This is a genomic window from Rhodococcus sp. ARC_M5, from assembly GCF_022810405.1.
In the GTDB taxonomy this organism is placed as follows: Bacteria; Actinomycetota; Actinomycetes; order Mycobacteriales; family Mycobacteriaceae; genus Rhodococcoides; species Rhodococcoides navarretei.
On sequence record NZ_JALGQE010000016.1, the window covers coordinates 36,896 to 52,711 of the forward strand.

Here is a 15,816-nt window from a genome sequence, read left to right on the forward strand (position 1 = left end):
TTTCGATGACAATCGGGGTTGCACCGGCTCGAAGAACCGCCTCTGCCGTCGGCGAGATCGCTGCCGGTGTTCTTGTCGCCGTCGTGGTGGCGACGGTCGGGTTGTACGCCTTCTCACTGGTTCAGTGGCCTGCGTTCAACTCGTCCAACGTCACCCGCGCCATCACGACGCTCGGGCAGGTGGTTGCCGCAGCACTGTTCGCCGCGTCGATCTACCTGTACCGGATTCACAAGTGGCCGTGGATCGCTCGGCTCGCAGCGTGGATCGGGCTGAGCGGATTCGTCACCGTCACCCTCGGGATGCCGCTGGCTGCAACCAAGCTCTACCTGTTCGGCATCTCCGTCGACCAGGAGTTTCGCACCGAATACCTGACGCGGCTGACGGACTCGGCGTCGTTGCGCGACATGACGTACGCAGACATTCCGCCGTTCTACCCGGCCGGCTGGTTCTGGCTCGGCGGACGCGTCGGCAATCTGCTGGGCATGGACGGCTGGGAAGTGTTCAAGCCCTACGCAATCGGGCTGCTCGCCGTCACCGCTGTCGTGTCGTTCGTGCTGTGGAAGGCCCTGATCCGAGCCGACTGGGCCGTCGCCGTCAGCGCCGTCACCACCGCACTCGTCGTCGCCCACGCCTCCCCCGAGGCATACAGCGCCGTGATCGTGATGCTCTTCGCTCCCGCGCTCGTCCTCGCCTGGGGAGCGCTGCACCGCACCGCATCGGGTGGGTGGGGAGCGGTGGTCGGCACCGGGCTCTTCCTCGGCCTGGCCGCGACGTTCTACACCCTGTACCTCGGTTTGGCGGCGTTCACCGTCGTACTCATGGCGCTGTTCGCCGCCGTCCTCGCCTATCGCGAGCGGAAGTCCTGGAACGTACTGGTTCCCATCGCGATCAAGGTCGCCGCGATCGCCGCGATCTCGGGCCTCATCGCCGCGACCGTGTGGCTGCCGTACCTGGTCGAATTCCTGCGCGGCGCGCCGAGCACATCGGGCACGGCCCTGCACTACCTACCGGAAGCCGGTGCGACACTTCCGTTCCCGATGTTCGAGTTCTCCCTGATGGGCGTACTGTGCCTCATCGGCACGGTGTGGGTGGCGGTTCGATTCTCGTCCTCGCGCCGAGCGCAGGCACTCGGCGTCGGCGTCGTCTCCATCTACCTGTGGACGCTGCTCTCCATGGCCGCCACGGCCGCGGGCACCACGTTGCTCTCGTTCCGCCTCGAAGCCGTGCTGATCGTATTGCTCGGTAGCGCAGGCGTTTTCGGCTTCCTCGAAGGCAGCCACGCGATCTACCAGGCCATCAACGAGCCACCGAAGTTCCGTATCGCCGCTGTCGTCGTAGCGGCCATCGGTGCCATGACCTACGCGCAGAACATCCCCCAGGTACTGCAGACCGAGATCACCGTCGCGTACTCCGACACCGACGGCGACGGCAACCGCGCCGACATGCGCCCACCGAGCGCGGTCTCGTACTACCGCGAGGTCGACGCCGCCCTGACCGAGCAAACCCAGCGCCCGCGCGACGAGACCGTCGTACTGACCGCGGACACGTCGTTCCTCAGCTACTACCCGTACTTCGGCTTCCAAGGACTGACCTCGCACTACGCCAACCCACTGGCGCAGTTCGATCAGCGAGCCGGCGCCATCGAGCAGTGGACCGAACTCGAGACACCCGATCAATTGATCGACGCGCTCGACAACAGCCAGTGGCGTGCGCCCGACGCCTTCCTGTTCCGCCGCGGCGCGGACGGCTACACGTTGAGACTGGCCGAGGACGTCTACCCCAACGATCCGAACGTGCGCCGCTACACCGTCACCTTCCCCGATTCACTGTTCGAGGACCCACGCTTCACCGTGACCGATATCGGCCCCTTCGCTCTGGTGGTGCGCACGAGTTGAACGCGAACGCACTACCTCGGCGATGCGGTGTGAGATCGAAATTCCCTCGGTGAGCGTCCGGTCCATCGCGTGAAGGCGTGCGAGAAACTGGCGACGTCGCTGTAGCCGAGTTCGGCGGCGATCTCCCCTACCGTCACCGAACTGTCGAGCAGACGCACGGTCGCGCGCTCCTGAAGGAACGCCTGGCGCACCGCACGGAACGTGGTTCCCTCGTTGCCGAGCTTCCGTTTGAGGGAACTGGTCGAGATGGCCATTCTCCGTGCACAGTGCGCACTGTTCGTGCAGTCGCGGTCGGTGTCGAACAGCGCGCGCACGGTGTCCGTGTACGACTTCGCGCGACGGCCGTCGACAGCCTTCTTCAGTTCCGCGATCCCGAGTTGATACGACAACGAATCGGAGAACCGGCATGCCTCGGCGAGGATGGACGCAGGCACGAAGACGAACGGTGACGGCGCATCGAACACGATCCGCCGGATCTCGTCGTCGTCGAGCGTATCCCGCACCGGCGTCGGGATATCGAGGTGAAGTTCGACCGCGTGCGCCGAGCCGGCGAGCATGCCGATCAAACGAAGAAGGCACGAACCGGCGTACGCGACAGCAATGCTGTCGAGCCCGTCGTCCCCCGTGCGCCCGGCGAGTCCGATGGTCAACCCTCGATCGGTGTGGTGGATGTGCACGGCGAGAGCCGTGGAAATCAGCGGTAGGAACTCCAGCAACTCGACCATCTCTGCCACCGATCCGGCACTGATCAGCGGGAGACTGAGACGGCCGAACGACGTGGGCTGCACGTATCGCGCGAACGTCGCGCCGAGCCGGAACCCCTGTTGGCGGTCGAGATCCGGGTACACCTCCCGAAACCACCGCAGCGGCACCTGTCCGTCGCGAGTGACCAGCTCCGTCATGCTGACGCCGTCACGAACCAAGATGCGCCGGAACGCCGCTTCGGCCCGCTCGCCCAGCGCGCCACTACCGAGCAGCTGCGCGAAGGCGAGCGGGGGCACTCCCGACTCCTCGACTCCCACGTGAGCCAAATTAACAACAAATCGACGCGTTCGAGCCTGGTTCGGCAAGACCGTCGCAGAGAGACTTGGAACACAGTTACTCAGCGAGGAGAACACCATGGCCGACGTCACCTTTGTCACGCACGACGGCGAGAAGCACGAGGCGCCGCTGACCGAGGGCACATCCCTCATGCAGATCGCCGTCGACAACAACATCCCGGGTATCGACGGGGACTGCGGCGGCGAAGCAGCCTGCGGAACCTGTCACGTCGTCGTCGACGAGGCATGGAGCGACGTCGTCGGCACCAACGACGAGGTCGAGGAAGACATGCTCGCCATGAACCCCGAGCGTGAGCCGACATCTCGGCTCTCGTGCCAGATGACCGCGCGCGAATCCTGGGACGGCTTGACGGTCCGCGTTCCCGAATTCCAGATCTGACCTGCGGACCGGAGGAGAGAACAATGAGTATCGCCGACACCGTCGCGACCACCGCGAGATCCATCATCCCGATGGAACTGCAGATCCGCGGCGCGCACCTCTACGACAAGACGCGCCGGATCGTGACCCGCACCGACGGCCAGGTCATGTTCACCGAGACCCCTATACCGCCGGTCGACGACGTCGATCTCGCCGATATCGACCTGAGCAACCCGTTTCTGTACCGCCAGGGGCTCTGGAAGTCGTACTTCGAGCGGGTCCGCAACGAAGCGCCGGTGCACTTCCAGCCGAACAGCCCGTTCGGGCCTTTTTGGTCCGTCACCCGGCATGCGGACATCATCGCTGTCGACAAGAACCACAAGGTGTTCTCGGCGGAGCCGTTCATCATCATCGGCAAGCCCCCGCGCTTCATGGATATCGCCATGTTCATCGCGATGGACCCCCCGCGGCACGACTCTCAGCGTGCCGCGGTCCAAGGGGTGGTGGCCCCGAAGAACCTCCGCGAGATGGAGGACCTGATCCGGTCCCGGGTTCAGGAAGTCCTCGACGACCTTCCCGTGAACCAGCCGTTCGACTGGGTTCGCACGGTGTCCGTCGAACTCACGGCGCGGATGCTGGCGACGTTGCTCGATTTCCCGTACGAGCAGCGACACAAGCTCGTGGAGTGGTCGGACCTGGCGACGGCAATGGAACAGACCAACGGTGGCCCCTCGGACAACGACGAGGTGTTCGGTGCCATGGTCGACGCGGCCAAGGGGCTGAGCGCTCTCTGGCACGACAAGGCCGCTCGGAAAGCAGCAGGAGAAGAGCCCGGCTTCGACCTGATCTCGTTGCTGCAAGCCAACGACGACACGAAGGACCTCATCGACCGGCCGCTGGAGTTCCTGGGAAATCTCACCCTGCTCATCGTCGGCGGTAACGACACCACACGTAACTCGATGAGCGGTGGGGTGTTGGCGCTCAACGAGTTTCCCGATCAGTTCGAGAAGCTGAAGGCGAATCCCGATCTCGTACCCGGCATGGTGTCGGAGATCATCCGCTGGCAGACCCCGCTGGCCTACATGCGCAGGATCGCGAAGGAAGACACGATCCTGAACGGCCAGTTCATCCGCAAGGGCGACAAGGTGGTCATGTGGTACGCCTCTGGCAACCGTGACGAGCGCGTGTTCGATCGGCCGAACGACTTCGTCATCGACCGCAAGAACGCACGCAACCACATCGCGTTCGGGTTCGGCGTGCACCGGTGCATGGGCAACAGGCTCGCCGAGATGCAACTCCGAATCCTCTGGGAAGAACTACTGATTCGCTTCGAGAACATCGAGGTGGTCGGGAAACCCGAGTACGTGCAGTCGAACTTCGTGAGAGGCATATCCAAGATGATGGTCACCCTCACCCCGAAGCAGCAGGCTTAAGTGAGCGCCGAGCGCGCAGTGATCGTCGGCGCCAGCCACGCCGGCGCTCAGCTCGCCGCACATCTGCGACGCGAGAAGTGGGCGGGGGACATAGTTCTCATCGGTGACGAGGGGACATTGCCCTACCAGCGGCCTCCCTTGTCGAAGGCGTATCTGGCCGGCACCTCGACCCTAGAGGCCATGGCCATCCGCGGAGCGGATTTCTACGACAAACAGAACATCGAGCTGGTCGATGGTTCGGTGACCAGCATCGATCGGGAGGCTCGCACGGTCACATTCGATACCGGAGTCACGCAGTCGTACAGCAAGCTCGCCCTGTGCACCGGTGCGCGAACTCGCCGATTGACAACTCCCGGAGCAGATTTGGCGGGCATTCACTACCTGCGCACCGCCGCCGACTCCGCATCGCTACGCTCGGCCGCGACGCCGGGCACACGGGTAGTCGTCGTCGGTGGCGGTTACATCGGTTTGGAAACCGCAGCGTCCCTCCGGGCATCGGGTCTCGACGTCACCGTCGTCGAGGCTGCGGAGCGTGTTCTGGAACGCGTCACCGCACCGGTGGTCTCGGAGTTCTTCACCCGAATCCACCGCGAGGCGGGCGTAGACATTCGAACGCGGGCCCTCGTGGAGGAGTTCCGCGGAGACAGCCATGTGCGCGAGGTCGTGCTGGCCGGCGGAGACACGCTACCGGCAGATCTGGTCGTCATCGGAGTGGGCATCGTGCCCAACACCGAACTCGCCGAATCAGCAGGAATCACCGTCGAGAACGGCATCGTCATCGACGATCGGGCACGCACCAACGATCCCTACATCGTCGCCGCCGGTGACTGCGCCGCCTACGACGTTCCACGCTACTCCCGACGCGTTCGCCTCGAATGCGTCTCCGCCGCAATCGAACACGCGAAGGTGGCGGCATCGACCATGACCGGAGGGTCCGCCACCATCACCGCGCTTCCGTGGTTCTGGTCCGACCAGTACGACCTCAAGCTTCAGATCGCCGGACTCAACACCGGATACGACGAGGTCGTCATCGACGGCGACCCGGAGCGCGATCGCGACTTCACCTGCTACTACCTCCGCAGCAGCGAACTCATCGCCGCAGACTGCATCAACCGCCCGCGCGATTTCATGAACAGCAAGAAGAAAATCGCCGAGCATTCCACAATCGAACGCGCGGAATTGATCGGATAGGTTGTATTTCGGCCCGCTCGCATTGCCGGGAGCCGGCGATCCTCACCGTGTGACCCAGGTCGTTCGAGTTTTCGCCCATCGTGATCTTTCTGTAACCTCGACGCGATGACCACCCACGACCAGAGCGTTCTCGAGCGGCAGCCGACTACGGCACCGGCTCGACACTCCGGCGTCGGACGTGGTGATGTCGTTGCGGCAGTCGGATTTCTGATCGCCGCCCTGTACGTCCTGCAGGGTCAATGGCGCAATCTGGGTGGCGGCTACCTCTACAACAGCGGCCAGGACCAGACGATGTGGGAGTGGTTCTTCTCCGTCGCCGCGCATTCGGTTGCTTCACTGGACAACCCGCTGTGGAGCGACCTGCAGAACTACCCGCTCGGGGTGAATCTGATGGCGAACACGGCGATGTTCGGTATCTCCATCCCGCTTGCCCCGATCACGTTGCTCTTCGGACCCACCGTGACCTGGGCGATTGCCCTCACCGTCGGCCTGGCCGGCACCGCGTTCGCGTGGTACTGGTTGTTCTCTCGTCAGCTCAACGCGTCCAAGGGTGCCGCTGCCATGGGCGGTGCGCTGTGCGGCTTCGCACCCGGCGCAATCTCCCACGCCAACGGCCACCCCAATTTCGTGGTTCTGTTCCTGCTTCCGGTCATCGCGATGCTGGTCACGCGCATCGCACACGGCGGCGGAACCACCAAGAACACCGTCGGACTGGGCCTGATCGTCGCGCTGCAGATCCTGCTCGGTGAAGAACCCCTGCTGATCTTCGCGATGTCGTTCGCCATTTTCGCCGTCGTCTACTACCTGTCGCGCCCGCGTTCGCTGTGGCCCGCCGTCCGCAACGCCGTTCCCCGACTCGCGGTGTCGGCCGGTATCGCGTTGACGCTCGTCGCATTTCCGCTGTGGTGGCAGTTCTTCGGCCCGCAGTCGTACTCGTTCCTCGAACACGGACCGATGGGCAACGACGCCAAGGCCCTGTTCCAGTTCCCGGCGCAATCCCTCGGCGGCGAGGCGACGCCGGGGCAGAACGTCCGCATCAACGCCACCGAGGAGAACGCGTACTTCGGCTGGCCGCTGCTGGTGCTGTGCCTCGTGGCAGCGGTGTGGATGTGGCGCGTCGCGTGCGCCCGGGCTGCCGCCGCGACCGCGATCGTCATGAGCGTGCTCTCGCTCGGTGCAACGCTGGTGATCGGCAAGGACGACACCGGCATCACGCTGCCGTGGACGAAGCTCGCCGAGTACCCACTCGTCGAATCCGTGCTCGAGACCCGCTTCGCGTTGGGCGCGGTGCCCGCCCTGGCCCTGCTGCTCGTTCTGGCCACCGACCGCACCGTTCGCAACGGACTTCGCCCGCTGCCTGCGTTCTGGATCGCCGGACTCGCCCTCGCCCTCGTACCACTGATCCCGACGCCGCTTCTTGCCGTCGACAAGTCCCCGACCCCGCAGTTCTTCGCCGACGGTGACTGGCAGAACTACGTCGACGACGGTTCCGTCGTCACCGTTCCCCTGCCACGGCCCGAGGATGCGCGTCCGCTGCGCTGGCAGATGGACGCCGACATGGGCTTCAGGCTCGCCGCCGGATACTTCGTCGGACCGAGCGACAAAGAAGACAAGGTCGCCAAGTACGGGGCCGTCGACCGTCCGACGGCGTTGCTGCTCGGCTCGGTCTACGACTCGGGCAACGTCCCCGAGATCACCACGGATCAGCGCAGTCAGGCTGCGCAGGACATGGCCTTCTGGGAGGCCGACGTCGTGGTGCTGCCGCCGAGCGAGAACACCATAGCCCTGCGCACCACCGTCACCGACCTCGTCGGTGTCGAGCCTCGATACACCGGTGGCGTGTGGGTGTGGGATGTGCGGACGCTCGTCCCATAGCATCGTCGGCGTGCCCGAGACCGCTCCGAACATCGTGACCGCCCGACTGGTAGCGATCGTCACCGGCATCATCGGTGCGATTCTGGCCATCGCGACTCCCCTGCTGCCGGTTCAGCAGGACGTCGCAACCCTGTCGTGGCCGCAGAGCTCGTTCGGCAGCGTCAACGCCCCGCTGGTGAGCTACTCGCCCGTCGACCTCGAGGCGACCGTGCCGTGCAGCGCGGCCACTGCTCTCACCGACGGCGGCACGCTGATCTCCACCGCACCCATCGCAGCTGCGAAGTCCGAGCAGAGGGCACTGATCGTGCGGGTCGACGACGGCCGACTGCAGGTTCTGCTGCGTGATCGCGTCCTCGCCGAGGCTCCCGTGTCCGAGCTGTCCGAAGACTGCGCACTGACGGTGTCCTCGAACGCCACCAGCACGATCGTCGACCTCGACGGCGAGGCCAATACCGTGGACGGCGACATCCGGCCGCAGGTCGTCGGCATCTACACCGACCTCACCGCTCCGGTCGACGGCCTGAACGTGCGCGCCGACATCGACTCGCGGTACTCCTCCAGCCCCACCACGTTCAAGTTGCTGGCCATGATCGTCGGCGCGCTCGCCGTCATCGCCTCCCTGTTCGCACTGCATCGGCTCGACGGCATGGATGGGCGACGCCACCGCCGATTCCTCCCCTCCCGCTGGAAATCGATCACCGGCGTCGACGCCGTCGTGGTGGGTGTGTTGGTGCTGTGGCACTTCATCGGCGCGAACACCTCCGACGACGGCTACCTGCTCAACATGGCCCGCGTCTCCGAGAACGCCGGCTACATGTCCAACTACTTCCGCTGGTTCGGTGTCCCGGAAGCGCCGTTCGGCATGCCGTACTACGACATGCTCGCCGCCCTGGCCAAGGTCAGCACCGCCAGCATCTGGATGCGCTTGCCCGCCACCATCGCGGCGCTGCTGTGCTGGCTGGTGATCAGCCGCGAGGTCATCCCCCGCCTCGGCCGCGCGGTCGTGACCAACCGGGTCGCGCTGTGGACCGCGGGATTCGTGTTCCTCGCCTTCTGGCTGCCCTACGACAACGGCCTGCGCCCCGAGCCGGTCATCGCCCTCGGCGCGCTCCTCACGTGGTGCTCGATCGAGCGCGCCATCGCCACCGGACGACTGCTGCCCGCCGCCGTCGGCACCCTGATCGCCGCGTTCTCGCTCGCCGCCGGACCCACCGGACTGATCGCCGTCGCCGCCCTGCTCGCCGGCCTGCGCCCACTGGTGATGATCGTGGTCAAGCGTGCTCGCCAGGTGGGACTGCTCGCCGTTCTCGCGCCGCTGGTCGCGTCGGGACTGGCGGTGCTGATCGCGATCTTCGCCGACCAGACTCTGAGCACCGTCCTCGAGGCGACCCGGGTGCGCTCGGCCATCGGACCGAACGTGCCGTGGTTCGAGGAACGCGTCCGTTGGGACGCGTTGATGACCATCTCGCCCGACGGCTCGCTCGCCCGACGATTCGGCATGTTCGCGATGTTGCTCTGCATCGTCGTGTGCATCGCGGTGATGCTCCGCAAGAACGGACGCATCCCTGGTACCGCCACGGGGCCGTCGCGTCGGATCCTCGGAATCATCCTGGGCGCACTGGCTCTGATGATGTTCACGCCCACCAAGTGGACCCACCACTTCGGTGTGTACGCCGGTCTCGCGGCGTCGTTGGCCGCGTTGGCTGCTGTGGCCGTGACCGCGGCGACCGTCCGATCTCCGCGCAACAGAACGCTGTTCACCGCCGCTGTCCTGTTCCTGACGGCCGTGGCATTCACCAGCTCCAACGGGTGGTGGTACGTCTCGAGCTACGGGATTCCGTGGTTCGACAAACCGCCGTCCGTTGCCGGAAAGGGCTTTTCGACGATCCTGCTCGGACTGACGGTGTTGACGTTGCTCTACGCCGCCTATCAGCACGTCCGATTGCCTTATCGCAGAAAAGAACCCACCACGCGTCGACGCTTCGCGCCGTCCGCGCTGACCATCGTCGCCGGTGGGGTCGTCGCCTTCGAGGTGCTCTCGTTCGTCAAAGGCGCTGTGGCGCAGTATCCGGCGTACTCCATAGCACGCTCGAACTTCTCCGCCCTCGCCGGAAACTCGTGCGGACTCGCCGGTGACGTACAGGTGGAAACCGACGTCAACGGCTCGGTCCTGCAACCGATCGATCCCGCAGCCGACGCATTGGGTGCCGGTGGGAATACCGGATTCACCCCCGACGGTGTCGCCCGAGACCTGACCGCAGACTCCGAGGACACCGCGCAGGGCAGCGCCAACTCGATCCGCCCCGAGGACTCCGAACAGAGTGCGGCGGCCACCTCGTCGAACTCGGCGGGCACCTCCGGTGGAACCAACGAGAACGTCGGAATCAACGGCAGCGCGGTTGCTCTGCCGTTCGGACTCGATCCGAGCACCACACCGGTACTCGGCAGCTTCGGGGCCACCGAGCCTGCATCCCTGACCTCCGGTTGGTACGTGTTGCCGGGGGAAGGCGACCTGATCACCATCGCCGCCGCCGGCCGCATCCGATCGGTGGACAAGGACGGGATCGTCACCCCGGGCCAACGCGTCGAACTGGAATACGGACGCCGCGACGGCGATGACGTGCTCGCGCTGGGACGGATCACCCCACTCGACATCGGTCCGTCGCCGTCGTGGCGCAACCTGCGGGTCCCGATGAACGACCTGCCTGCCGACGCGGACGTCGTGCGTATCGTCGCCGAGGACAACGACCTGGCCGGCGATCAATGGCTCGCCGTCACCCCGCCGCGCGTGCCGAAGACACAGACGCTGAACTCGTTGGTCGGATCGACCGATCCGGTGTTGCTGGACTGGGCCGTCGGACTCGCGTTTCCGTGCCAGCGGCCGTTCGATCATCGCGACGGCGTCGCCGAGGTACCGGAGTACCGGATTCTGCCCGACCGCACCGGTGCCGAATCCACCAATGCCTGGCAGGACTCCATCGGCGGCGGCCCGCTCGGTTGGACCGAACTGCTGCTCGACGCGCAGACACTGCCGTCGTACCTCGCCGACGACTATGCCCGAGATTGGGGATCGATCGAGAGATACATGCCACTCGATCCTGACGCGACGACGGCCGAGATCGCCGTCGAGCAGCAGTCTCGGTCCGGATTGGCCAGCGACGGACCGATGAAAACCGACTGATCCCCTGGTTCCAGGATTATTCCCGGGGACGGTGCCTGTGTGACCTCTTCGTCACGCTCGCATAACATCGACTCTCGTGCCCGACGTCGTGACAGATTCATCAGCTGGTCCGCCCGTCCCCGCTCCACTGCGAGCCTCGGACGAACTTCGTGCTCAGGTACGAGTTCCCCGGCTGATCGCCATGGTCGCCGGCGTGCTCGGCGTACTGTTCGCGCTGATCACTCCGTTTGCACCCGTCACGCAGACCACCGCCACCATCGAATGGCCCCAGAACGGGCTGCTGCAGGACGTGGACGCCCCACTGGTGTCCCAGGCACCTCTGAGCCTGACTGCGACCCTCCCGTGCTCTGCCGTCGCCTCACTCCCCGCGTCGGGCGGGCTGTTGCTGGCGACTGCTCCCCCGCAAGGCGAAGGCGCCGCACTGAACAGTCTGTTCGTTCGCGTCGGCGAGGCGAACGTGGACGTTCTCGACCGAAACGTCGTCGTCGCGACGGCACCTCGCGCCGACGTCCAGAGCACCCGCTGCGCGGCCATCGAGATCACCTCGAACGACGAGTACACCTCGGCGGCCTTCACCGGAATCACCGACGACGACGGCCAGCCGATCCAGGGCAGGCTCGACGGCGACCTCCGTCCCCAGGTCGTCGGCATCTTCAGCGATCTCAGTGGCGCGGCTCCGGCCGACATGTCCGTCACCGTCGACGTCGACTCCCGCTTCTCGTCGTCGCCGACGCTGCTCAAGTCCTTGATCATGATCCTCGCGATCGCCTGCACCCTGCTGGCCATCGGCGCACTCGGTCGGCTCGACGGCACCGACGGTCGCGCGCACCGCCGCTTCTTCCCCTCTCACTGGTGGAAGTTCACCGGCGTCGACGTCACCGTTCTCGGCGTGCTGGTGGGCTGGCACTTCGTCGGCGCGAACACCTCCGACGACGGCTACTTGCTCACGATGGCCCGCGCCGCGGACCACTCCGGCTACATGGCCAACTACTTCCGCTGGTTCGGCGTACCCGAGGCCCCGTTCGGCTGGTATTACGACGTACTCGCAGTCTTCGCCAAGATCTCGACCGCCAGCCCGTGGATGCGACTGCCCGCCCTCATCGCAGGCGTCCTCTGCTGGATGGTGATCAGCCGTGAGGTGGTGCCACGCCTCGGACGCGCCGTCCGCAAATCCAACGTCGCCCTGTGGACCGGCGGACTGGTGTTCCTCGCGTTCTGGCTGCCGTACAACAACGGTCTGCGTCCCGAACCGATCGTCGCCCTCGGCGCATTGCTCACCTGGTGCTCGGTGGAACGATCCATCGCCACCGGTCGACTGCTCCCCGCCGCCGCAGCATGTCTCATCGGAGCCTTCACCCTCGCCGCAGCGCCGACCGGATTGATGTGTGTGGCAGCACTTCTCGCCGGGGCCCGCCCCATCGCGCGCATCGTCGTCCGACGCCACCGCCAGGTCGGCACCCTCGCGATGCTCGCCCCGCTGGCTGCAGCAGGCGTACTGGTACTCGTCGTCGTCTTCGCCGACCAGACGTACGCGACGGTCATCGAGTCCACCCGAGTCCGCACCATCATCGGCCCCAACGAGGCCTGGTACCAGGACTTCCTGCGTTACTACTACCTCTTCGTCCAGACCGTCGACGGCTCGGTCGCACGCCGCTTCGCGTTCCTGACGATGATCCTGTGCCTGTTCACGACACTGTTCGTGCTGCTTCGCCGCCGACGCATCCCCGGCATCTCGAACGGACCGGCCTGGCGACTCCTCGGCGTCGTCCTCGGCACCATCTTCTTCATGATGTTCAACCCCACCAAGTGGACTCACCACTTCGGTTCCTACGCCGGAATCGCCGGTGGCCTGGCCGCGCTGACGGCCGTCGCCGTCTCGGCCAGCGCCCTGCGCTCGCGGCGCAACCGATCGCTGTTCACAGCCGGGCTGATGTTCGTTCTCGCACTGTCGTTCTCGGGCATCAACGGCTACTGGTACGTCTCGAGCTACGGCGTGCCGTGGTTCGACAAGACGGTGTCGCTGAGCGGCAACGAATCGGGCACCCTGTTCCTCATCCTCTTCGGACTGGTCCTCGCCGTCGCCGCATTCCAGTACCTGCGCGAGGGATACGCTCCCCCACAACCGAAACCGACCTCCGCGCGCGGCAAGCGCATCCGTAAGTTCGCCGCCGCACCGCTGACCGTCATCGCCGGAATCATGGTGTTGTTCGAGGTGCTCTCGCTCGTCAAGGGAGCCGTCTCCCAGTACCCCGCCTACTCGCTGGCACGATCGAATGTGCAGTCCGTCCTGGGTAACTCGTGCGGACTCGCCAACGACGTGCTCGTCGAGTCCAACCCCAACGCAGGTGTACTGAGCCCACTGCCGGAGGACTTCGACCCCGTCGCAGGCCCCCTCGGCGGATCGAGCTCCACCCTGCGCAACTTCACTGCCAACGGCGTGCCAAGCGACCTCAGCGCCGACGCCGTGGAAGTCAAACCAGGACAGGGCAACACAGACCAACAAGCCGTCGGACCCGCCTTCGAGGAAGGCCAGAGCTCCGGAACCGCAGGAGGCACCGGCGAAGTCGGCGTCAACGGCTCGTCCGCCGCCCTGCCCTTCGGACTCGACCCGGCCACCACACCGGTACTCGGCTCGTACCAGGAGGGCATCCAGGAGCCCGCGGAGGCGACGTCGAGCTGGTACCAACTACCTGCTCGTAGCGATGATGCTCCCCTGGTCGTCTTCTCCGCAGCCGGCCGCATCTGGTCCTACGACGACACCGGAGCACTCACCTACGGACAGTCCCTGCTGCTCGAATACGGCAAGCGTCAGCCCGACGGCAGCGTCCAGGCCCAGGGCACCTACCTGCCCCGCGACATCGGACCGGCACCCTCGTGGCGCAACCTCCGAATCCCGTTGGCGGACATCGCACCCGACGCCGACGCCGTCCGCATCGTCGCCAACGACCCCAACCTCACCGGCGACCAATGGCTCGCGTTCACCCCGCCCCGGGTGCCGGTGATGGAGAATCTGAACACCATGATCGGCAGCGATCAACCCGTGCTGCTCGACTGGGCCGTCGGACTGCAGTTCCCGTGCCAGCGCCCCTTCGACCACCGATACGGCGTCGCCGAGGTACCCGAATACCGCATCCTCCCCGACCGCCCACTCGCCGTCAGCTCCACCGACACCTGGCAATCCGGCGAGAACGGCGGCCCCCTCGGCTGGTCCGAACTGCTCGCCAAACCCGTCACCGTCCCCACCTACCTCGAAAACGACTGGGCGAGGGACTGGGGTTCGTTGGAGCGCTACGAGCAGTACTACCCGAGCGCTGTGCCCGCTGAACTCGAGACCGCCGACGTCACCCGATCGGGTTTCTACCAAGACGGCCAATTGCGAGTATTCGAGGACTGATCGCCCGCCCCCGCCCCGCGTCAATGGACCCTTGCATACGTCTCGACCGTGCAAGGGTCCATTCACGTCTCGGCCTGTAGTGGGTCAATGGACCGTTGCATACGTCTGAGCGCGTGGATGGTTCATTCACGCTGCCGGACGGCTTCACCCGCGGACGCCATCTGACTCCATCGGCCGGCCTTAGCATCCGAGTCCGACAGCGTCGTCCACCTTCCGACCGGTGACAGCCGATCCATCCACAGACAGGTCGTCTATCCACAGACATCCTGTAATACCGCCCAAAGCCGTCTGACGTGTCGGTACCGACTTCCACTCTTCGGGCATGAAGAGACGACTGTGGAACGCAGCTTCACTATCCGAATTGAGCTCGACCGGCGTCGTGACGCGACGGCAGCTTCGCGAGGCGGGCGTGAGTGACGCAGCGATCGATGGCAGGTGCGCAGCCGGCGGCCCGTGGCAGCGATTGCTACCGGGTGTCGTACTGCTGCGCAACGGTCATCCGTCGACACTCGAGCGGTCAGCCGCAGCGCTCGCATACGGCGGACCGTCGAGCATGATCACCGGCTGCGTCGGACTCGATTCGTTCGGATACGGGACCAACGGATCCGCCGGGGAGGTTCATCTGCTGCTACCCGCGGAAATGCGTCGGGCATCGGTGTCATTCGTCCGAGCAGAGCGGACATGGCGGCTTCCAGAGTCGATCACCAAGGGCAGCATCCGAGTTGCTCCTCTGGTGCGTTCACTGGTCGACGCCACGCGAGCCGCGAAATCCGAGGCACGGTGCGTCGCCCTGCTGACCGAGGTGCTCCAACGAGACGGCGTGACCATCGACGAGATCGCCGCCGAATTGGCCGAAGGGCCGCGCCGCTACAGCGCGCTCACCCGCCGTGTACTTCTCGAGTTGCGGGACAACGCGCACTCGGTGGCAGAACTCGAAGACCAACGCCTGTACAGAACCAGCGGTCTGCCTGCGATGACACACAACTGCGACATCTACGCCCGGAGCGGAGAGTTCATCGCCAATACCGACGGGTGGATCGACACCGTGGCGCTGGCACGTGAAATCGATTCCGTGGCCCATCATCTGTCACCGGCCGACTACCAGCGGACCCAAGCCCGACGTAACCGAATGCAGGCCCACGGTCTGATCGTCGTATCCCATTCACCGCAAGACATCCGCGATCGGCCGACACAGGTGCTCGACGACTTACGGATGAACTACCAACATGCTCTCGCCAGACCTCGACCGGATGTCGTGATGCTTCCGCGCGAATCGACCGCGTGAATGGACCATCGGACACGTCTGACCGGTGCAGTGGTCCATCGACGCAGACGACGCCCGCACGTGAATGAACCATCGCATACGTCTGACCGGTGCAGTGGTCCATTGACGCGAACGGGAGCGAAGCGACCCCCGAGGGACGAAGG

Annotated in this window: 9 protein-coding genes; 8 read left to right on the top strand and 1 reads right to left on the bottom strand. The window is 65.4% G+C overall.

What is annotated here, in order from left to right; all coding sequences use genetic code 11:
• The first annotated feature begins 5 nt into the window (after positions 1-5).
• Positions 6-1,895 carry a galactan 5-O-arabinofuranosyltransferase gene (locus MTX34_RS20565; RefSeq protein WP_243610622.1) on the top strand — a complete coding sequence of 630 codons (1,890 nt, stop codon included), beginning with the start codon at positions 6-8 and terminating at the stop codon, positions 1,893-1,895.
• A gap of 11 nt (positions 1,896-1,906) precedes the next feature.
• Here the strand turns inward: MTX34_RS20565 and MTX34_RS20570 are convergent, their stop codons facing one another.
• A complete protein-coding gene (locus MTX34_RS20570) occupies positions 1,907-2,917 on the bottom strand; it encodes an AraC family transcriptional regulator (protein WP_243610623.1) in 1,011 nt (336 codons plus the stop codon).
• Positions 2,918-3,014: 97 nt separating this feature from the next.
• On the opposite strand from MTX34_RS20570, the gene MTX34_RS20575 reads away from it, so the two are divergent.
• The 7 genes from MTX34_RS20575 to MTX34_RS20605 all read left to right on the top strand — a co-directional run bounded on the left by MTX34_RS20575 (position 3,015) and on the right by MTX34_RS20605 (position 15,673).
• Positions 3,015-3,335 carry a 2Fe-2S iron-sulfur cluster-binding protein gene (locus tag MTX34_RS20575; protein WP_243595896.1) on the top strand — a complete coding sequence of 107 codons (321 nt, stop codon included), beginning with the start codon at positions 3,015-3,017 and terminating at the stop codon, positions 3,333-3,335.
• A 23-nt stretch (positions 3,336-3,358) separates the two neighbouring features.
• Positions 3,359-4,747: a cytochrome P450 gene (locus tag MTX34_RS20580; protein ID WP_243610624.1), complete on the top strand. Its 1,389-nt coding sequence runs from the start codon at positions 3,359-3,361 to the stop codon at positions 4,745-4,747.
• Positions 4,748-5,938 (top strand): FAD-dependent oxidoreductase, encoded by a 1,191-nt coding sequence (locus tag MTX34_RS20585; protein ID WP_243610625.1) that lies wholly within the window; start codon positions 4,748-4,750, stop codon positions 5,936-5,938.
• Positions 5,939-6,043: 105 nt separating this feature from the next.
• A complete protein-coding gene (locus tag MTX34_RS20590; protein ID WP_243610626.1) occupies positions 6,044-7,813 on the top strand; it encodes a YfhO family protein in 1,770 nt (589 codons plus the stop codon).
• Entirely contained in the window at positions 7,791-10,994 is a 3,204-nt protein-coding gene (locus tag MTX34_RS20595) for an arabinosyltransferase domain-containing protein (RefSeq protein ID WP_374640148.1), read from the top strand. Before MTX34_RS20590 ends, MTX34_RS20595 begins: the two co-directional genes overlap by 23 nt.
• Positions 10,995-11,070: 76 nt before the next feature.
• Complete coding sequence (locus tag MTX34_RS20600; RefSeq protein ID WP_374640150.1) at positions 11,071-14,388, top strand: arabinosyltransferase domain-containing protein; 3,318 nt, start codon at positions 11,071-11,073, stop codon at positions 14,386-14,388.
• A 322-nt stretch (positions 14,389-14,710) separates the two neighbouring features.
• Positions 14,711-15,673, top strand: a complete 963-nt coding sequence (locus tag MTX34_RS20605) for a hypothetical protein (protein WP_243610628.1) — start codon at positions 14,711-14,713, stop codon at positions 15,671-15,673.
• Positions 15,674-15,816: the final 143 nt, after the last annotated feature.